Genomic DNA, 19,670 nt, shown 5'->3' with positions numbered 1-19,670 from the left:
AGCCGAGTTTTCAAGGTGCTGCGCCGTCCACTTGGTTTTCGAGACTGGCCTTTTAATTCTAACGTAAAGCCAACCTAGAACGGCGGGGTTTCAGACCCAAAATTTCCGATGATTACCTGTCCTCGTTGTCAGCACAAGGTCGATAGTCAAGCCTTGCAATGTCCCTACTGTGCTAATATTTTCAAGGCCTATGGTCATCCCGGCATGACCCTGCATCAAGCTGTCACCGGCGAGTTTTTATGTCAAACTTGTCTTTATCATGGCGATGATAGCTGTAATTTTCCCCAACGTCCCTACGCTAGTAGCTGCACTTTATACAAAAATAGCCAAATGATAGCAGAAAAAATTCCTCCCCTCCCTCTCTCTAGGGTTTTTAAAAATTGGTGTCTCAGAAATAAGGGATTATTGCTATTATTAACCCTGATTTTGGGCAGTATTGCTTTGGCTTTTATAAACTCACGTCGTTAATTTTCTTGCTGGCGATCAAGCCTTGATATAAGTCTAGATCGAACCAGAAAGTTGTGCCAATTCCCACTTCACTAATCAAATTAATTTGACTATAGTGCTTTTCAATAATATTTTTGACGATCGATAATCCTAATCCCGTCCCTTCTAGGGTATGAACGCGATTTTCTACCCGATAGAAGCGATCGAATATGGCACTTTGATCCTCGGCATCGATGCCAATACCAGTATCGGATACTTCCACGCGAATTTTGGGAGTTTCTTGGGGATTATCTCTGGTTATTTTATAGGCACGAATCACCACTTTACCGCCAGCAGGAGTAAATTTTAGGGAGTTACCGACTAGATTAGTTAATACCTGTAAAAGTAGATCATAATGACCTAAAATTGGTAGTAAATTGGCTTCAATTTCCGAGCTTAATTCTAGTCCTTTATCCCTAGCATTGAGTTGATAGGTCCTTAGGGTTTGTTCGATTAATTGTCCGATATCGATCGCATCTAAGTTATAGTTACGGGAGGATTCTAACCGAGAAAGATCGAGAACATCATTAACCAAACGAGTTAAGCGATCGGTTTCATGATTAGCGGTTTCTAAAAACTCTCTTTTTTCTGTATCGCTGAGATCCTCACCAAATTCTGTCAGGGTTTCAATAAAAGATTTGATGTTAAATAAAGGGGTTCTTAACTCATGGGAAACATTGCTGATAAATTGACTTTTTGCCTCATTTAATTCTGTTTCTCTGGTGATATCCTGTAGCGTCATGGCAATTCCCCGGACATTCTCCCGATACTGATCGAATACCTGGGTTAACAAAAGGCGAATTGTCCGGGTTTTCGTGTTAGTTAAAGATAATCTAAATTCTGCTGGGGAATAGTTATTATTTTCCTGATCAATAACAGCATTTTTCTGATTTTGATTAGCCGATTCTTCTGGCTGGAGGGTTTCTCCTGCCGAAATTTGATAGAGAGGTTTAGTTAGTCTAACCGTTAACTCCGAAGGAAAAAGCTCTAGAACATTTTGACCGATAATTTCTCGATCTTCCCAGCCAAATATTTCCCGAGCTGCGGGATTAATTAATAATAATTGAAAGTTAGTATCTAAGAGAATTGCCCCATCAGCAATAGTAGACATTAACGTATCTAGTTTGGCTTTTTCGGCGGTCATTTCTTCGATATTTTGTTCTTCGTATCGTTCTAACTTTTCCGCCATTTCATTAAAACTGAGAATTAATTCCCCTAACTCTCCTCCCAGGGGTAAATCAACGCGCTGCTTAAAATTTCCCGCTGCAATATTTTTGACCCCGACTAATAACTCCTTGATTGGTTTGGTGATAGTTAAAGCATTAAAAACTGCCCCGAGAATCACCATGGCCCAAATCGAGACAAAAACGGCAATAGTAACATCACGGGTTAGATTAGAAGAAGCCACCACAATAGCGTTAGGATTGATTCCGATCGCTAATACTCCCAAATATTTGCCTTCGTGATTTAAGGGAACAAAGACATCGGTTACTTCACCGTCGGGGGTTTTATGCTGACGGATGAGGGGAGTTTCCCCATTTTCGCCATAATTTTCCGGTAATTGAATGCGACGCTCGATCGTCAGGGAGTTCTTAACTTCGGCGGTAGAATAGGGAATACCGAAAAATATTTCACCCTCCTCGTTAGCGTAGATCAAATAACGCACACTGGAGGTACTACTATAAAAACGGGCTGAAAAACGGGCTAAATCAGTTAAATTGTCCTCAGCAATGAGGGGGGAGACATTAGCGGCTAATAACAGCCCTAAATCCCGGCCAAAACGGGTATCATTGAGACGGACATCCTGCTGGATTGTGTTAACCGCCCAAAAGGTTAAAGCACTCATCAACAAAGAAACGGCTAAAGTAGCCGCAGCCATCAATTTAGTTTGGAGAGTGAATTCAGACCACCAACGGGCGATCGCTTCTCGGAGACTGGGCAGAAAATTAAACACGGTTAGGCAGCATTAATCTGTATTCTTGACGACTCTATCGCTCAAATCGCGGGTTAACATGATTATCTTAACTCATTATTAAGCCGGTAGCGGTTAAACCGGCACTAATCAAAGCCTAAGTCTCCGAGAAAGTCAAGAAATGCCCAAAAGCGCCAAGAGTTCTAATTTTAGCTACCCCCGGTACTTCTGTGGTGTAAATACTGAACACACCTAAATTTTGCCGTTGACTAGAGGTTTCGATCGCTGGTTTTAAGATTTGATTTTTGATGATATTTCTGGCTGCCACTGGCAAAGAATCGATCGAGTCACAGAGACTAATTTTCTCGCAAGCGATTTTGTCGGCATGAGCGAGGAGTCTTTCCGCGGCGTATTCGGTGTAAAGTTCTTGGGATGGATTGGTAAATCCCATCATCCCCGCTATTACCCCCAAGGCGATCGCTCCCTTGAAGAAATTACCCCCCATGGCTATTTAGCTCCTTGATTTTGTCTTCTCCACTTTAATTTTGACAAGACATTTTCGATCTGGCTAGGGAGCGGCGTTAACTTCTTAAACCAATACCGGGCGCATAGCACTCTAGTACATTTCCCGTGAGACTGCAACTAATTAACAGATAATCACAGTGAGAACAGGCGGTGCTAACGAGATGGTGTTCTAAAATATGCTGTCTTTCGGCAAAATTTCCACAATTAGGACAGCGTACTTGTTGCAGGGTGATCATAGCAAACCTCATTAATTAGTTATCTTCTGTATATCAAGCTAGTTTTTCTTGATCCCAATCCGTTTAAGCCTATTTTTTCCTTGATCCCCATTATGAATTCGATCATCTGATCTGGCTAGTAATTTTTACTAAACTTTGCAATTTTTCTGGAAAAATTTAATAATTTCTTTCTGGTGTTTTTTACCGTGATCGGATAGGCATCGGTAATTTTGGGGAAGAGAAAGCCGGAAAGTGAACTATTAAACTGCTGATCCCTTACTGCTATAATTACCTAAAATGTCGGATGAATGCCCCCGCTACATTTTTCGACAAGATACTCACCTTTGCGGGGGATGAAATCCGACCAGAATATCAACGTCTCGACTCTTCCGCGGAGCTTCGGAGGCCACTTCGCTCGACGTTGACCCCATAGAACAATTTAATTCCACCATCTGTGGGTAAACTGTGCTATACTTAACTTAGCCAAGGGTCGAGGATTGTTAGATGCTAGTCGTAGAAGCAAAGCTAAAAAACGGAACACCAGAGCAATATCACCGACTTGATGAAGCTATCAGAACTTCTCAGTTTGTGCGTAACTCTTGTGTTCGTCATTGGAGAGAAAATAAAGGAACAACCCGCAATGACCTCCAAAAGCTTTGCGCGGTACTAGCTAACAATAAAGAGACACCATGGGTTAATAAATTAAACTCTCAAGCTCGTCAATCAGCTGCTGATAGAGCCTGGCAATCAATTAATCGGTTTTACCAGAATTGTCATGCCAAAATACCAGGGAAAAAGGGGTTTCCTCGGTTCAAAAAGCATAGCCGTTCGGTTGAGTATAAACTAACGGGCTACAAACTATCTGATGATCGACGTAAAATCAGATTTACTGATGGCTTTAAAGCAGGAGAATTTGATTTATGGTGTAGTCAAAAGACCTTAGTTTATTATTCAGAGCAACAGATTAAACGGGTAAGAGTTGTTAGACGTGCCGATGGCTATTATTGCCAGTTTTTGATTGACGTAGAAAGGCAAGAATACCATAAACCAACGGGAAAAATAACAGGAATTGACTTAGGGTTAAAGGAATTTTATACCGATGCTCAAGGCAATACCGTAGAGAATCCACGTTATTTAAGCAAGTCAGAAAAACGACTTAGAAAAGCACAACGACGATTATCCAAAAAGTTTCGTCAAGGAAAGAAACAGTCTAAAAACTATCACAAGCAACGGATAAAAGTAGCTAGGCTTCATCTTAAAGTGTCAAGACAACGTAAAGACAAAGCAATTAAAGACGCTTTGGCGTTAGTCCAGTCTAATGATCTGGTAGTCTACGAGGCTTTAAAGGTAAGAAACTTAGTCAAAAACCGTAAGCTGGCCAAGTCAATCAGTGATGCTTCTTGGTATCAATTCACCGAATGGTTGAATTATTTTGCCAAGATTTATCGGATTGTTTGTGTTGCTGTACCACCGCATTTTACTAGCCAAGATTGTTCAGTTTGTGGGACGATAGTTCAAAAAACCTTAAGCACTAGAACTCATCAATGTCCTAACTGTCAAACAGTCTTAGATAGGGATCATAATGCAGCAATAAATATTCTTAAAAAAGGGTTGAAATATTTGGGAAATTATCTCAACGGTACTGTTGGGCAAACAGAAACCGACCCAAACGCCTTGGGAGAGTCCGACCTCTGGGTTTTCAGTGGAGACATTGAGAATCTAAGCTGTCTCGTTGAACAAGGAATTTCTAACAGCAATGTGGAAAGAATCCCCCGTCACAGCCTAGCTTGACGGTGGGAGTATGTCAAGGCTGAGATTATTGATTATCCTATGAAGTACGCTCTGGTTCACGAGTGGTTAACCCCAAAGGCGACGGGGGGATCGGAATTAGTGGTTAAGGAGATTTTACAATGTCTAGAGGCGGATTTATACGCTTTGATCGATTTTGAGTCCACTAATCCCGATAGTTATCTCTATGGTCGCTCGATCGGGACAACTTTTCTGCAAAATTTCCCGAAAGCGAGCAATGGCGTCCAAAAATACTTACCTTTTCTTCCCCTAGCGATCGAGCAGTTAAATTTAGAGGATTATGATGTAATTTTATCCTCCTCCCATTGTGTGGCTAAAGGGGTTTTAATACGACCGGATCAGGTTCACATTTGTTATTGTCACACTCCGATGCGTTATGCTTGGGATTTAACTTTTGACTATCTGGCTAATAGTAAGTTAGGACAGGGATTACCCGGTATTTTCACCCGTTATCTTTTGCATGGGTTGCGTCAGTGGGATGTGATTTCTGCTAATCGTGTGGACTATTTTCTGGCTAATTCCCACCACACCGCTAGACGAATTTGGCGCTGTTATCGACGGGAGGCAAAAGTTATTTATCCTCCCGTACAAATCGAGCGTTTTCCCTACCAAGAGAAAAAAGAAGATTTTTATTTAGTAGTTTCTCGTTTGGTTAGTTATAAAAAAGTCCCTTTAATTGTGGAAGCATTTAATCGATTGGGATTACCTTTAATAGTTATTGGAGATGGTCCACAGATGGCTTTAATTCGTCAGTTAGCAAGGGATAATATTCAGATTTTAGGGGCAGTGTCCGATCAAATGGTAGCAGAATATATGTCGAAAGCAAAAGCGTTTATTTATGCTGCTTGTGAGGATTTTGGTATTGCTTTAGTGGAAGCGCAAGCTTGTGGCACTCCCGTGATTGCATTTGCCGCTGGAGGTGCTTTAGAAACCGTGCGGGATCTGCGGGAAAATTCTCTCCAGGGAACAGGATTACTTTTTGGGGAACAAAATCCCCAATCTTTGGTAGAAGCGGTTAAATATTTTGTTGATCACGGTGATAAAATTGCTCCAGAAAATTGTCGGCAACAGGCTAATAAATTTACTCCTGAAATCTTTCAAAGTAACTATAGTTTATTTGTCGAGGAACATTCAATCTCTAAAATTTATTGCTAAGTTTAATTAGAGCAGTTATCTTAAGGGAGAGCTAGAAAGTTTTTGTTTTAGGGAGTCAGTCATTGGTCGTCGATAACAAATTAGGTTACACTTTATCTTGATGAGAAACACTGTATTTCACCAATGGTGGGGGTGCAGCCAATCGGCCCAAAATGTAATATTATGGATATTTCTCTAAAGTTGAGAGCTAGCCAAGGCTGATAGCTTACCGTGGTGATTGTGATGAAAGAAAAGCGAGGATTATAGCCGTGCCTTGGAATCGAATTAATAAATGGGTAGAAAAACGCTCTTTAGTGGCCTTAGAATCAGCTTATCAGAGAGCACTGAAAATTAAAGCGATCGAAGATAAACATTTTGGGGGACAAAAAATTTCCCCGGCTGCCCTGGGAGGAAAAAGTGTTTATGATTACTTTCAAAGTACCCTAGAGCGAGAATTATTACAGATACGTTTCGATTTAACTCAAGTGCGTCTGGGTAATTTTATCAATCCGCAAACTAACCCAGAAAATAATAACATCTTAGAGACTTTAAAGGCGATCGAGGATATTATCGGTAAATATCGCCTAGATTTAGGGGAATTGCTGCCCCCATTACCGAATAATCAAACCCCAAATCTGCCTAATACCAATCTCACTGGTGATAACCCCAGGGATAAAGATAACCAGATAATTTCTCCTGCAACCAGTAATAAATTTTTTAACTTCCAGCAAGAATTAACCCCAGAATACGAACAAACCGTTATTAAACAACTCCGTACCCTGCGACAACAGCAACGTATTGCTATTCGTTTTATCCTGATTATTATTTTAGTTCCTCTCTTGGTGCAGGTTATTAGTAGGAACTTTATTTTTAGCCCTGTTTTAAACTATTTTGGTGTGGATAGAGCGAAAATATCAGAAGTTTATATTTCTCAGGAAATTGGCGAAAAATATCTCAGGGAATTTGCTAGACTTCAAGAAATTGAAGAAATCAAGCAGGTTTTAGGAGTAGTAAAAGCAGGGCATGAATCAGAAGAAAATTTTCGGGAACAGGTCGAGGAATTATTCAGAGAAGCGGGTTATGAAAGTCAAGATGGTTGGAAAAACTTACTCTCCGATATCACTGGATTAATAGCCTTTATTGCGATCTTAATTTTTGGTCGTCAACAATTGGCAATTACGCGAGCTTATGTTAGTCGTTATTTTCTCAGCTTAAATGATATAACCAAAGCCTTTATCTTTATTCTCTTTACCGATATATTTGTCGGGTTTCACTCGGCGGAGGGTTGGACGGTAATCTTAGAAACTTTGTTCCGGCACTTTGGTTGGCGCGAGAATATTACATTTATTAGCTTGTTTGTGGCCACGGTTCCCGTTATCCTAGATACCATCTTTAAACTATTAATATTTAATTATCTGACTCGTAAATCTCCCACCGCCGCAACTATCCTAGAAAAAATGAACCAGTAACGCCCTATGATCCTTAGTATTGCCGATACCTTCATTAAAAGACCCGTTCTGACCACAGTTTGCTCGATTTTAATCGTTTTGATCGGTGCGATCGCTGTTCCCTTTTTACCCCTAGAAAAACTGCCCCAGTTGGCATTTATTCAGGTAGCGGTAAATGCCAACTATTTGGGAACCGATGCCAAAACCGTACAGGATAACGTTACCACGGTACTCGATCGCCAGATTAACGGGACAGAACAGATTGTTTATATGCAGTCCCAGAGTACCAACACCGGACAAAGTACGGTGAATGTCTTTTTCCCGGTGGAAATGGATCGTAACATTGCCCAAGTCTTGGTACAAAACCGTGTCAGTACTGCGGCCGCTAGTTTACCTGAAGAAGTGAACCGGCAGGGGGTGACAACCAATACCCAATCCCCCAGCGTTACCCTTGCCTACGGGATTTCCGCCAAACCGGACGAAAAGGGCAATTATCCCTACGATACGGTCTTTTTAAGTAACTTTGTCGATCGGGTCATCGATGCCGAGATTCGCCGGATCGAGGGGGTTGGTAGTACAACAATCATCGGGGAGAGGGAATACGCCCTACGTTTTTGGCTTAATCCCGATGCTTTAGCCGCTAGGGGTGTATCGGCGGAACAAGTAGTACAGGCGATCCGAGAACAGAATATTCAGGTGGGTGCGGGGACAATTGGCGGTGATCCCAGTCCCGAAGAGCAGCAATTCCAGATCGCCATTCGCGCCGTTGGTAGGGTTGCCACCGGGGAGGAAGCGGAAAATATTGTCGTCAAAGTCGGGGAAAATGGCGATTTAATCCGAATTAAAGACGTAGGACGCGCAGAAATCGGAGCCGAAAGCTACAGTACCGCCGCCTATTTCGACAAATCCCCCGCCGTTGTCTATATCGTCTATCAGTTACCCGGTTCCAACGCTTGGAATACTGCCAAACTGGTAAAAGAAAAAATGGCGGAACTAGAACCAAGTTTCCCCCCGGGGTTAAATATCGCCATTACCCTCGATAATACGGCTTTTGTCGCCGCTTCCCTGGAAGAAGCCTTTAGCACTCTGGTTGAGGCGATTTTACTGGTTATTCTCGTCATTTTTATCTTCCTTCAGGATTGGCGCACCACGATCATTCCGGCGATCGCTATTCCCGTATCTTTGATCGGAACCATGGCCGTCGCCCTGGCTTTAGGCTATTCTCTCAATAACCTCTCCTTGTTTGCCGTCATTCTGGCCACCGGTTTAGTGGTGGACGACGGCATCGTGATCGTAGAAGCGGTATCGGAAAAATTACGGCAGGGAATGCGGCCATTTCAAGCTGCCCTCGATGCCATGGGCGAGTTAACCTCGGCGGTGATTGCTAGTTCTCTTGTACTGCTGGCAGTTTTTATTCCCGTCACCTTCTTCCCCGGTACGGTGGGGATCGTTTATCGACAATTTGCCGTCATCATCTCCGCTTCAATTATCATCTCCACCTTTAACGCCCTCAGTTTTTCCCCCACCATGTCGGCGATTATCATGAAAGCGCCCCAACGCACCCGCGGCCCCTTGGGACTGTTTTTCGAGGGCTTTAATCGGGGTTTCAACGCAGTTAAAGAAGGCTATCGACGCTCGATCGAATTTCTGATCCGCATCCGTTTTTTAGTGTTACCCTTCTTTATCGCCGCCCTCTTTCTCACAGCTTGGAGTTATAGCACCACTCCCCAGGGTTTTATCCCCGAAGAAGACCAAGGTTATGCCTTCGTTTTGGTGCAAGCACCCCCCGGGGTTTCCCTGCGCTACACCGACCAGGTTATCCGTCAGATTAACGAAGAAATTCTCGACGGTATCGAAGAAATCGAACACTTTGTCGGTATGGCGGGCTTTAGTTTTGCCGGAAGTGGCAGCAACCAAGGGCTATTTTTTGTCAAGTTAAAAGAATGGTCGGAACGGCCCGGCGAAGATAAGTCGGTTTTCGGGGTTCTGCGGAAAATTAACCAACAATTAGCCACTAAAGTCCCAGATGCTCGCGCTTTCGCCGTTAATGCGCCCCCCGTGGATGGATTAAGTTCTACCGGCGGTTTCGAGTTATTTATCCAAAACCGCGCTTCTTTCCCCATGGACGCTTTGATTGCCAACGCTAATAACGTCATGGCCGAGGCCCGAACAAGACCGGAATTATCGGGAATTTTCACCCAATTTACCACCGACACGCCGATGCTGGAACTTTCCATCAATCGCAACCAGCTACAGGCGCAAAACGTCGATATGCAGGCCGTTTTCGGTACCCTGCAAACCTATCTCGGTTCCAACTTCGTCAATCAATTCGTCTTAGGCGATCGCTTGTATCGAGTCTTTGCCCAAGCAGAAGCGGATTATCGCTCTAATCCTGAAGATATTAACCGTCTTTACGTCCGTTCCCGTACCGGGGCCAATATTCCCCTATCGGGTTTGGTTAGCGTCAAACGCTTCACCTATCCACCGATTATCACTAACTTTAACCTCTATCCCTCGATTAACGTTCAGGGTAGTCCCGCCCCCGGTTTTAGTACGGGACAGGCGATCGCAGTGATGGAAGATGTTTGTCGGAAAGTCCTGCAGCCCGGTTTCGGTTACGCTTGGACGGGTACAGCTTTCCAAGAAAAAACTTCCGCCGGGGCTGCCCCAGTTATCTTCGGATTAGCCTTTATCGTGGTTTTCCTCGTCCTTGCAGCCCAGTACGAAAGCTACATTGACCCGATTATCATCATGATTACCGTTCCCCTAGCGATCCTAGGTGCCATGGGGGCCTTACTGTTGCGGGCGAATTTCCTACAAGTGGGTAGTCTGTTCCCGGCGGTGAATAATAATATCTATGCTCAGGTGGCTTTGGTCATGTTGATCGGTTTAGCGGCTAAAAATGCCATCTTGATCGTGGAATTCGCTAACCAGTCCCGTACTTTGGGTTTAAGTATTCCCGATGCGGCAGCCCGGGCCTCGACGGAACGCTTAAGACCGATTCTGATGACGGCTATTTCCGGTTTAGTCGGTTTCTTGCCCTTGGTTATCGCTTCCGGCGCCGGGGCGATGAGTCGTTGGTCTCTGGGAACTGCAATCCTAGGCGGTTATCTGATTTCCACTGTGTTGAGTTTATTTCTCGTCCCGGTGTTGTATGTGCTGATCAAACAGTTCGAGGCCCAATTCCTCTCCTCGAAACCCCCGAAAAGTGGCGGTTCTGGCGGCAAAAAAACCCCTTCTCTCGATGGGGAAAGGAATACATCAGAAACCCCGATAGAAGAAGGGGCCATTTCCTCTTTGAAAATCTCTCCTCAGTCCCCGAATGACTAGGGTGTTAGGTTTTAGGGTTTTGGGGTTTTAGGGTTTTAGTTGAAATTCCCCCACCTCCCCACTTCCCCCCCGCAACGCGCACAAAGTGGTCTCCCCACTTTCCCCATCACCCCACTTCCCCACCTCCCCACCCCCCCACTTCCCCACACCCCACACCCCACACCCCACTCCCATCTCTGATAACTGAAAATAATGAGTCTAGAATCTACTGCTAACGAGGCGATCGCTCATAATTTAGAGCAATTCCTGCTAGTTTTGACCATTTCCTTGAGTGTCGCCACTTTATCGAGAACCGTTGCCTTCCTCCGCAAAATTCCCTACACCCTGCTGTTAGTTATTGTCGGTATGGGTTTAGCTTTTTTAGATTTGCGTCTAGTTAATCTTTCCCCGGAATTAATTCTGGAAATTTTTCTGCCTCCCCTCCTTTTTGAAGCCGCTTGGAATATTCCTTGGGCTAAATTAAAGGAATATTGGGTTACTATCGTCCTTTTTGCCGTTATCGGGGTAATTATCTCCGTTTTGGGAGTCGCCTATCCCCTACATATCTTTGCTAATTTACCCCTATCGATCGCTTTTCTGTTGGGTGCTGCCCTAGCTGCCACCGATCCCGTCTCTGTGATTGCCCTATTTAAAGAATTGGGGGCCAGTAAAAAACTAACGATCCTGATGGAAGGGGAAAGTCTCTTTAATGATGGGGTCGCTGTGGTCGCTTTCGTCCTCTTGGTGGGTATTCCCTTGGGAGTCGATACCTTTTCCGTCCCGGTGACGATCGCTCGTTTCTGCACCTTTGTGGGGATTGGGATCGGTGTGGGTTGCGTGATCGGTTTCGGCATTTCCTACCTTACCCAACGCTTCGATTTGCCTTTTGTGGAACAGTCTCTGACTCTAGTTTCTGCCTATGGAACCTATCTCGTCACGGAAAAATTAGGCGGATCCGGTGTGATTGGGGTGGTAATTGTCGGGATTATTCTCGGTAATCTCGGTTCGCGCATTGGTATGAGTCCCCGCACGCGCCTGGTAGTTAGCGAATTTTGGGAATTTATCGCCTTTTTTGTCAATTCCATCATCTTTTTATTGATCGGTGATCAAACCCGTTTTGAGAGTCTCGGCAGTCACTTAACCGGTATTTTAATAGCGATCGCCGCTATGGTGGTTTCCCGTCTGTTCTCAATTTTTGGACTAGGGGGAATTAGTAACCTAATTACGGGCAATAAGATCAGTTTCAAGGAAAGAACGGTGTTATGGTGGGGGGGATTGCGCGGTTCGGTTTCGATCGCCCTAGCGTTAAGTGTTCCTACGTCTATCCCCTACCGTCAAGAAATTATTGACGTGGTTTTTGGGGTGGTTTTATTTACTTTATTGGTGCAAGGATTATCTATACAATGGCTGTTAAATGCCCTCAATCTTATCGGTGATCAACCGATTCGCACCGAATATTCGGCCTTAATTGCTCGTCAAATTGCTTTAACTAGGGTGTCTAATTATCTGCAACAACCAGAACGTTTTCCCGATATCGATCCCGAATTTTATCGCCACAAAAAAACTCTGGTGGAAGGACAATTAAAGTCCTTGGGGGATCAGTTGCAAAAATTACTACAGGAACACCCACAATTAAAAGATGTGGTGGCCGAACAATTTCAAGATACTTTACTTGATATCGAAGCTAATACCTACGCAGAATTAATTCGAGCCGGTCGTTTAAATGAAAATCTCGTTCCCCTTTTAGTGGAGGTAGAAGAAGAAAAAGAGATGGTTTAATAATAGATTTTTGGCAAAAATCCAAAATCTTCCGTTAGGTAAGGAGACAGGAGGAGAAAAAAACAAGGGACAAATATACTATCGATAAAACCTAAGATTATGTCAAATTTATCTGAGGTTTTAGATATTTTGACTCGATAGCTGCTCGATAACTTAATTTTGCAGAGCAAGTCATGGAAAATCAAAGAATTTTTGCTAAAAATTGCTGAGTTCGATCGGATTGAGGATTATTAAAAAATTCTGCTGGGGGGGCAATTTCCAAAATTAAACCCTGATCCATAAATACCACTCGATCGGCCACTTCTCGCGCAAATCCTACCTCGTGGGTGACACAAACCATGGTCATCCCGGATTTGGCTAAACTTTGCATCGTTTCCAAGACTTCTCGCACCATTTCTGGGTCTAAAGCTGAGGTGGGTTCATCGAATAACATCACCTTCGGCTGCATGGCCAAAGCGCGAACGATTGCCACCCGCTGCTGTTGTCCTCCCGATAACTGGGGGGGATATTTAAGCGCTTGTTCGAGAATACCAACTTTTTCGAGGAGTTTTCTGGCTATTTCCTCCGCTTGCGCTTTTTTCCAACCGCGCACCCACATCGGACCAAGGGTGACATTATCTAATACCGTCAGATGGGGAAATAGGTTAAATTGTTGAAAAACCATGCCGACTTCCTGACGGATTGCCTCGATATTTTTGAGGTTGTGGGACACAGTTATTCCGTCAATAATAATGCGGCCTTTTTGATAAGATTCTAACCCGTTAAAAGTGCGAATAAAGGTGGATTTTCCCGAACCGGACGGCCCCATAATCACGACAACTTCCTGTTTATTAACGGTGAGATTGACTCCCCGCAAAGCATGAAAGCGGTTATCGTACCATTTTTCCACAGCTTCGGCAATTATAATCGGTTCACTGTTGTGAGAGTCCATATTTTTGAGAGTTTATTGATTATCTGTATCGGGAAACCACTGTTTCTCAAGAATTTGTCTCAGAGAGTAGGGACAAATTATCGGTAAATTTTTTAATCCTGTCTTTTTTTCGGCAATTAAGCGAGCGTTTTCATAGATATTGTCTAACTCTAGTTCTAGAAATTTGCTTAAATTGGTGGTGAGCTTATCTTCTAATTGTACTCGAAAAGTGATAATCTCTGCCGCCCAATGATTACTATTTCTTTCTCTTTCTGTTGTCCAAAATTGATAGATTAGGAGATGGATTATTATTTGTAAACTTAAACTTTTAACAGCAGTTTTTTCGCTTCGTCCCAAAGCTGCCAACTCCTCGATTAAATGTTCGTAATCTAACTGATCTAACTGACGATTTTTTAATAACTCGATCGTCTCACTTAACCAGCGATCATATTCCCGTTCATAAAGCTGTTCTAAAGCAAGCATTGTCTTTGAGCAAATGGCGACATAAGAAAAATAACCCGTTACTAGGAATGATAGCATAAAATATCCGGATGGCACTGGATTAGTGTAAATATTTTTGAATTAATGATGATGACAGTAAAAAATGCTTGACCCTGATGTAAAAAAAAGGTTAAATTATGGTTAGGCTGAGAACCCACACATCCTAGATAATGAGGCTATCATGGAAATCGATAAACTCAAAGAAATTGCTCAAAAAGTTGAAACCTCTCGTTCTCAAATCCAAAACGAACAGGCAACCAAAACAGCTTTTATTATGCCTTTTTTGCAAGCATGGGGTTACGATGTATTCAATCCCATGGAAGTTCACCCCGAATATAGTGCCGATTTAACTGGATTAAAAGGGGAAAAAGTAGATTATGCTATTTGTTTGGACAATCAACCGATTATTTTGATGGAATGTAAAAGCTGTCATCAAAATCTTGAGCATCCTAAACATAGTTCCCAACTGCATCGATATTTTAATGCAACTGGAGCTAACTTTGGAGTTTTAACTAATGGGATTATCTATCGGTTTTATACGGATATCGTCAAGGATAATATCATGGACGATAAGCCATTTTTTGGGTTTAACATTCTCGACTTTGACGACTCTTCTGTTAACGAATTAAAACGATTTTCTAAATCTAGCTTTAATTCTGACGAACTAGAAGAGGTTGCTCGCAATTTATTGTACACAAAAGAAGTTAAAAAAGTGATTGCCCAGCAATTAAATGATCCTTCCCCCGAATTTGTTAAGTTTTTTGTTAGTCATGTGTATTCTGGGGTGAGAACTGCATCGGTTGTCGAAAAATTCACAGAAATTATTAAGCATTCTCTCAAAGAGTATATCAATGATATCATCAAAGAAAAATTTGAGGAAGTCTTAGGAAAAGAACCTGAACCAAATCCTCCTGATACACCACCAGCAGACGGTACTCCACCAGGAGAAACAGGGGAAGATAAAATTAATACGACCCCCGAAGAATTGGAAGGATTTTACATTATTAAATCAATTCTACGGGAAGAAATCAATACCGCACGCATTCAATTCAAAGACACTAGAAGTTATTTTGGTATCAACTTAGATGGAAAAGTAACCAAAACAGTCTGTCGTCTGCGCTTCCATGAAAAAACTGGCAAGAAATCAATCAGTATTCCCGATAACGTCGAAACTGGTAAAGAAGCAACCACCAATATAGACAGTCTTGATGAAATTTATGGAGTCGCTGAATTTCTGAAATCTCGTATCCGCTATCTGACTCAAGATACTTATAAAAGCAAGTCAGAAAAAACAGAAAGTATCTAAAATAATTATCCCCTATCTCTTTAATGACCGCAACTATTTCCGATGATCGGTGGATTAGCGAGCAAACTTCAACACAAATACCATCACTACAAAATCTCTTAACTTTTCTGAAACAACTACTCAAAATGGAGTCGATATAATTATATTTATCTGCTGAAAACTTGGGGAGTTACCAACTAATGCTTAATTCTCTCAATCGCATTTTCTCGCCTTTAGTATCTAGCGTTTTGCTTACTATAATTATCTCCAGTTGTCAAGGCACAAATGTATTGACTTCGGCGAATAATTCCCAGAGAAATCAATGGCAAAAAGTGACCGTAATCGAGGGTTTAGAGCATCCTTGGTCGATGGTTTGGCTACCTAACGGGGAAATCCTGATCACAGAGCGTCCCGGTCGTTTAAGAGTGGTTAGAGAGGGCAAATTAGACCCAAAAGCCATCGCTGGAGTTCCCGAAGTTTTTGCCGTCGGACAAGGAGGACTGCTCGATGTGGCAATTCATCCCCAATTTGCCCAAAATCGCTGGATTTATCTAACTTATGCTCACGGAGACCGGGAGGCTAATCGTACCCGCGTCGCTCGTGCGGTTTATCTCAAATGTCGGGGTGAAGACCCTCGCGCTTAGGGACGGGATGAAACCCCGACCAATATAAAACAGCGAAGCACGACTAAAATCTTGACAATCTATGCTGTACAGGTTAACATAAAATAAGTTGTTTGAGGTCGATAAACAATGATTGTCTTAGAAATGAAAGCCGTGGTCAAACCAAGTCAGTGTTCTGCCATAGATGAAGCTATTCGTACAGTACAATTCATCCGTAATAAGGCTTTAAGGCTTTGGATGGATGCCAAGAGGGAAGACAAAATCGATAAATATTCTCTCAATAAATATTGTGCAGTTCTCGCCAAGCAGTTCAAGTTTGTCGATACTCTAAATTCTATGGCTAGACAAGCATCGGCCGAACGGGCCTGGTCAGCTATTGCCCGTTTCTATGACAATTGTAAGAAAAAAATAAAAGGTAAAAAAGGCTATCCCAAGTTTCAGAAAAATAATCGTTCTGTGGAATATAAAAACTGTGGGTGGAAACTATCAGAGGATAGAAAGAAAATAACTTTCACAGATAAGAAAAACATTGGGACGGTTAAACTAAAAGGAACTAGAGACCTAAACTTTTATCCTCTAGACCAAATTAAACGAGTTAGAATTGTTAAACGAGCGGATGGTTACTATGTCCAATTCTGTCTAAGCGTTGATATTCGGGAATATGCTAAACCCCTAGAACCAACAAAAAGATGTGTGGGATTGGATGTAGGTTTAAAAGTTTTCTACGCTAACAGTGATGGGGAAACGGTAGAGATACCGCAATACTATCGCCAGGCAGAAAAAAGATTAAACCGTCTAAATCGGAAAAAATCTAAAAAGTTTAGAAAAGGTCAACCCCAATCAAACAACTACCAAAAAGCTAGAAAGAGATATGCTAGAAAACATTTAAGAGTAAGTAGGCAACGTAAAGGCTTTGTCGAAAAAGAGGCATTGCGCGTCATTAAATCTAACGATTTCATCGCCTACGAAAACTTAAATATTCAAGGCATGGTAAAAAACTCTAGAATAGCTAAATCTATTAATGATGTGGCTTGGTCAACTTTTCGGCAATGGTTAGAATATTTTGGTTTTAAATATGGTAAGGCTACGGTAGCAGTAGCCCCCCATAACACGAGTCAAAACTGTTCTAATTGTGGTCAAAAAGTCCCTAAATCTCTATCGACGAGAACCCATGTTTGTCCCCATTGTGGCTATGTAGAAGATAGAGATATTAACGCCGCTATCAATATTCTCAAAAAGGGACTAAGTACCGTGGGACACACGGAAACTAATACGCTTGGGGAGAGATTCCCTCTGGTTTGATTGGATACGTCCTGTCAGATTAAGGAAACTCGATGAACCAAGAATCCCTCGCATGAGCGCGACGGGAGTGTCAAGATGGTGCAAGTTTGCGAGATGTGCGGGTTATTTTTGAAGTTTCCCAGGCAAAAACCGGCTCTCAACACTTCGGTTCGCGGTTATTATGGCTACCGGATGGCACTTTATTGGTAGCGATTGGGGACGGGGGTAATCCTCCCCTACAATTAGCGGGAGATTTAATTAGAAAACAGTCCCAAAATCTGCAAAGTCATTTAGGTAAAATTATCCGCATCAATGACGATGGTTCCACACCGAAAGATAATCCTTTTCTGGGTTCTAAAATTTGGAGTTATGGTCATCGGAATATTCAAGGAATCAGCTTTGATCCGATGACTCAACGAGTCTGGGCAACAGAACACGGAGCAAAAGGAGGGGATGAATTAAATCTAATTGAAAAAGGTAAAAATTACGGTTGGCCAGTGGTTTCTGCCAGTCAAGAGTACGGTACTAATACCCCAGTTTCCCGCAAAAAATCTCGACCAGATCTGATCGATCCGAAAACAATTTGGACACCAGCGATCGCTCCTTCAGGATTGGTCTTTTATACCGGTAATCGCTTTCCTAATTGGCAGGGAAATTTATTCGCTGGTGGTTTAGTTTCCAGGGATAGTCGCCGTCTGTCAGTGGATAAATCGGGTGAAATTATCAATCAAGAAGCGATTCCCATCGGTCAGAGGGTGCGGGATGTGCGTCAAAGTCCCGACGGATTTTTATACCTGCTCACCGATGAAGGTAACGGTCAATTAATTCGCCTTGAACCGCCATCTAATTTGTAAAAGTTCACAGAAATTATTATGGAAACCTTGAAGATTTTTTAGTGAATTCTAGTATAGTTATGTTTGTACGGGAGCAAGCACTCGATTTATGAAGAAAATTTTACAGTTAGTGGGACTAGGTTGCATATTACCTATGTTCCTCGCTAGTGCAAGTTTAGCGGAAACAGTGGTGGAAAAAGTGGCTCGCACGGGATTTTTGACCGTAGGAACCCGTTTTGATGCGATTCCCTACTCCTACATCAATGATAAGGGGGAATTAGTCGGCTATTCTATGGATGTGTTGGAACGAATTAGAAAACGATTGGAAACTCGTCTCGGTCGTCCCGTCACCCTGCAAATGATTGAAGCTAACCAACCCGGAGAGAAAATTAATCTCATTCGTAGCGGGGAAATCGATATCGCTTGTAGTACGGCTTTTACTTGGGAAAGGGCGAAAGTTGTCGATTTTTCCATCAGTTACAGCATTTCTGGGATTAGGATTTTAGCTAAAAAAGGCAGCAATCTCTCCACTCCTCAATCCCTAATCGGTAAACGCATCGCCTTGGTTCCCACTTCTGCGGCCGTCGATGTGATTAAATTAGTACAACCGCAAGCGACAATTGTTACTACCTACAGCACCGTAGAAGAAGCCCTCGAAGCTTTAAAAACCGGTAAAATCGACGCAATAGCGGGGGATAGCATCTCTTTAGCGGGAACAATCCTCAGAGATAACCCTAAAATCTACGAAATCGTCCCCGAAGAAGCTCTAGCTAATTTTGGCATCGCTTGCATGGTTCCCGAAAATAACTCTACTTTTTTGGATGATGTCAACTATGCCATTGTTAAAATGATGCAGGATTACATCACCAATGATACGGCCACCGTTAGTCAAATCGATCGCTGGTTCGGTAGTCAAGGCATGGTTCCCATCCCCCCAGAATTATTAAAGGGGTTTTTTGCCTTCAAAGTTATCGAACACGCCCAAATTAATCCCCAAGAAGCCAAATAGGAGCATAAATTCAGGTGAATATCAGCAATAAAACTGGTTTAGTCGGCTTTCTTCTCGCTTTATCTGCCTTCGGTCTGACTAGCACCGCTCAGGCCGCCTCAGACGAGGCTAATCCCATTGAAGCGCGTTTAAGTCGTCTATCTAGCGCTGTACGCGAACGGGTTAACCAACTGCCGTCCGGTACTGCCGATCCTAGTTTACAAGCTTTAGGCTGGGGAGATGGTGGCAATCGCGGTTGGGGGAATAGTCGTGCCGGTGGTTGGGTAGATGGTCGCGGTGGTAGTTTCGTTAATGCGCGGCCCTGGCGTAATGGTTGGTCTGACGGTGGTGGTTTCTTTAATTCCCGACCGCGCTGGGGTAATGGTGGCGGTTTCTTAAATCGTTGGTAAGTAAGGTTGGGTGAGGGGATAACTTTATCCCCGTCCCAACCCCGGTTTTACGATGAAATCTAGGGTGATTATTTTGAGGCAGAAAGACTCCATCAAGACGAAAAGAAAATTGTTTGACTTCCACTGAGTCAAAGCGGTAGTTATTCGCTTCGCTGATAGGGAGTTGAATTAATTCAAAGAAGATAGAGGGGAATGATTGAAAGAGTTGATAAAAAATCGTGT

At 42.9% G+C, this 19,670-nt stretch carries 15 protein-coding genes and 3 pseudogenes; 12 read left to right on the top strand and 6 right to left on the bottom strand.

Features of this window, described 5'->3' with window-relative positions; translation table 11 throughout:
- The first annotated feature begins 108 nt into the window (after positions 1 to 108).
- Complete coding sequence (locus H6G48_RS24735; protein ID WP_190723736.1) at positions 109 to 468, top strand: hypothetical protein; 360 nt, start codon at positions 109 to 111, stop codon at positions 466 to 468.
- Here the strand turns inward: H6G48_RS24735 and nblS are convergent.
- From nblS to H6G48_RS24720, 3 genes are all read right to left on the bottom strand, one after another.
- Positions 449 to 2,440 carry a two-component system sensor histidine kinase NblS gene (nblS, locus tag H6G48_RS24730; RefSeq protein ID WP_190723735.1) on the bottom strand — a complete coding sequence of 664 codons (1,992 nt, stop codon included), beginning with the start codon at positions 2,438 to 2,440 and terminating at the stop codon, positions 449 to 451. The genes H6G48_RS24735 and nblS overlap by 20 nt on opposite strands.
- A 115-nt stretch (positions 2,441 to 2,555) precedes the next feature.
- Positions 2,556 to 2,903 (bottom strand): DUF4359 domain-containing protein, encoded by a 348-nt coding sequence (locus H6G48_RS24725; RefSeq protein WP_190723734.1) that lies wholly within the window; start codon positions 2,901 to 2,903, stop codon positions 2,556 to 2,558.
- A 76-nt stretch (positions 2,904 to 2,979) separates the two neighbouring features.
- Positions 2,980 to 3,159, bottom strand: a complete 180-nt coding sequence (locus H6G48_RS24720; RefSeq protein WP_002798263.1) for a hypothetical protein — start codon at positions 3,157 to 3,159, stop codon at positions 2,980 to 2,982.
- Between the two features lie 483 nt (positions 3,160 to 3,642).
- Here H6G48_RS24720 and H6G48_RS24715 point away from each other — a divergent pair, with 483 nt between their 5' ends.
- The 5 genes from H6G48_RS24715 to H6G48_RS24695 all read left to right on the top strand — a co-directional run bounded on the left by H6G48_RS24715 (position 3,643) and on the right by H6G48_RS24695 (position 12,617).
- The gene (locus H6G48_RS24715; RefSeq protein ID WP_190723733.1) at positions 3,643 to 4,929 is read left to right on the top strand and encodes an RNA-guided endonuclease InsQ/TnpB family protein; all 1,287 of its coding nucleotides are present in this window, start codon (positions 3,643 to 3,645) and stop codon (positions 4,927 to 4,929) included.
- A 39-nt stretch (positions 4,930 to 4,968) separates the two neighbouring features.
- A complete protein-coding gene (locus H6G48_RS24710; RefSeq protein WP_012266446.1) occupies positions 4,969 to 6,102 on the top strand; it encodes a glycosyltransferase in 1,134 nt (377 codons plus the stop codon).
- 248 nt (positions 6,103 to 6,350) lie between these two features.
- A complete protein-coding gene (locus H6G48_RS24705; protein WP_002762444.1) occupies positions 6,351 to 7,550 on the top strand; it encodes a proton extrusion protein PcxA in 1,200 nt (399 codons plus the stop codon).
- Between the two features lie 6 nt (positions 7,551 to 7,556).
- On the top strand, positions 7,557 to 10,859 hold the full coding sequence (locus H6G48_RS24700; protein ID WP_190723732.1) for an efflux RND transporter permease subunit: 3,303 nt from the start codon (positions 7,557 to 7,559) through the stop codon (positions 10,857 to 10,859).
- A 192-nt stretch (positions 10,860 to 11,051) separates the two neighbouring features.
- Positions 11,052 to 12,617, top strand: a complete 1,566-nt coding sequence (locus tag H6G48_RS24695; RefSeq protein WP_190723731.1) for a cation:proton antiporter — start codon at positions 11,052 to 11,054, stop codon at positions 12,615 to 12,617.
- 181 nt (positions 12,618 to 12,798) lie between these two features.
- Here the strand turns inward: H6G48_RS24695 and H6G48_RS24690 are convergent, their stop codons facing one another.
- Entirely contained in the window at positions 12,799 to 13,548 is a 750-nt protein-coding gene (locus H6G48_RS24690; protein ID WP_002784428.1) for an amino acid ABC transporter ATP-binding protein, read from the bottom strand.
- Between the two features lie 12 nt (positions 13,549 to 13,560).
- The gene (locus tag H6G48_RS24685) at positions 13,561 to 14,010 is read right to left on the bottom strand and encodes a DUF29 domain-containing protein (RefSeq protein WP_190723730.1); all 450 of its coding nucleotides are present in this window, start codon (positions 14,008 to 14,010) and stop codon (positions 13,561 to 13,563) included.
- Between the two features lie 199 nt (positions 14,011 to 14,209).
- Between H6G48_RS24685 and H6G48_RS24680 the strand changes: the two genes are divergently transcribed.
- The 6 genes and pseudogenes from H6G48_RS24680 to grrA all read left to right on the top strand — a co-directional run bounded on the left by H6G48_RS24680 (position 14,210) and on the right by grrA (position 19,448).
- A complete protein-coding gene (locus H6G48_RS24680; RefSeq protein WP_190723729.1) occupies positions 14,210 to 15,334 on the top strand; it encodes a type I restriction endonuclease in 1,125 nt (374 codons plus the stop codon).
- 179 nt (positions 15,335 to 15,513) lie between these two features.
- Positions 15,514 to 15,924 (top strand): annotated as a pseudogene (locus tag H6G48_RS24675) (PQQ-dependent sugar dehydrogenase); the annotation flags it as partial.
- 141 nt (positions 15,925 to 16,065) lie between these two features.
- Positions 16,066 to 17,238 carry an RNA-guided endonuclease InsQ/TnpB family protein gene (locus tag H6G48_RS24670; protein WP_190723727.1) on the top strand — a complete coding sequence of 391 codons (1,173 nt, stop codon included), beginning with the start codon at positions 16,066 to 16,068 and terminating at the stop codon, positions 17,236 to 17,238.
- A gap of 62 nt (positions 17,239 to 17,300) precedes the next feature.
- Positions 17,301 to 18,071: pseudogene (locus tag H6G48_RS24665) on the top strand (PQQ-dependent sugar dehydrogenase); the annotation flags it as partial.
- Positions 18,072 to 18,159: 88 nt separating this feature from the next.
- On the top strand, positions 18,160 to 19,059 hold the full coding sequence (gene grrP / locus H6G48_RS24660) for an extracellular substrate binding-like orphan protein GrrP (protein WP_002796867.1): 900 nt from the start codon (positions 18,160 to 18,162) through the stop codon (positions 19,057 to 19,059).
- Between the two features lie 14 nt (positions 19,060 to 19,073).
- Positions 19,074 to 19,448: a GrrA/OscA1 family cyclophane-containing rSAM-modified RiPP gene (gene grrA, locus H6G48_RS24655; protein ID WP_041804155.1), complete on the top strand. Its 375-nt coding sequence runs from the start codon at positions 19,074 to 19,076 to the stop codon at positions 19,446 to 19,448.
- A gap of 58 nt (positions 19,449 to 19,506) precedes the next feature.
- Here the strand turns inward: grrA and H6G48_RS24650 are convergent.
- A pseudogene (locus tag H6G48_RS24650) lies at positions 19,507 to 19,670 on the bottom strand (DUF2887 domain-containing protein); the annotation flags it as partial.

The sequence above is a fragment of the Microcystis flos-aquae FACHB-1344 genome, from assembly GCF_014698375.1.
Classification (GTDB): Bacteria; Cyanobacteriota; Cyanobacteriia; order Cyanobacteriales; family Microcystaceae; genus Microcystis; species Microcystis aeruginosa.
Note: the sequence above shows the minus strand (reverse complement) of the source record. Positions and strands in the feature narration are given on the sequence as shown.

Coding starts and splice junctions, on each gene's coding strand:
- H6G48_RS24735 (WP_190723736.1), top strand. CDS start 109: ATGATTACCTGTCCTCGTTGTCAGCACAAGGTCGATAGTCAAGCCTTG.
- H6G48_RS24725 (WP_190723734.1), bottom strand. CDS start 2,903: ATGGGGGGTAATTTCTTCAAGGGAGCGATCGCCTTGGGGGTAATAGCG.
- H6G48_RS24720 (WP_002798263.1), bottom strand. CDS start 3,159: ATGATCACCCTGCAACAAGTACGCTGTCCTAATTGTGGAAATTTTGCC.
- H6G48_RS24715 (WP_190723733.1), top strand. CDS start 3,643: ATGCTAGTCGTAGAAGCAAAGCTAAAAAACGGAACACCAGAGCAATAT.
- H6G48_RS24710 (WP_012266446.1), top strand. CDS start 4,969: ATGAAGTACGCTCTGGTTCACGAGTGGTTAACCCCAAAGGCGACGGGG.
- H6G48_RS24700 (WP_190723732.1), top strand. CDS start 7,557: ATGATCCTTAGTATTGCCGATACCTTCATTAAAAGACCCGTTCTGACC.
- H6G48_RS24695 (WP_190723731.1), top strand. CDS start 11,052: ATGAGTCTAGAATCTACTGCTAACGAGGCGATCGCTCATAATTTAGAG.
- H6G48_RS24690 (WP_002784428.1), bottom strand. CDS start 13,548: ATGGACTCTCACAACAGTGAACCGATTATAATTGCCGAAGCTGTGGAA.
- H6G48_RS24685 (WP_190723730.1), bottom strand. CDS start 14,010: ATGCTTGCTTTAGAACAGCTTTATGAACGGGAATATGATCGCTGGTTA.
- H6G48_RS24680 (WP_190723729.1), top strand. CDS start 14,210: ATGGAAATCGATAAACTCAAAGAAATTGCTCAAAAAGTTGAAACCTCT.
- H6G48_RS24670 (WP_190723727.1), top strand. CDS start 16,066: ATGATTGTCTTAGAAATGAAAGCCGTGGTCAAACCAAGTCAGTGTTCT.
- grrP (WP_002796867.1), top strand. CDS start 18,160: ATGAAGAAAATTTTACAGTTAGTGGGACTAGGTTGCATATTACCTATG.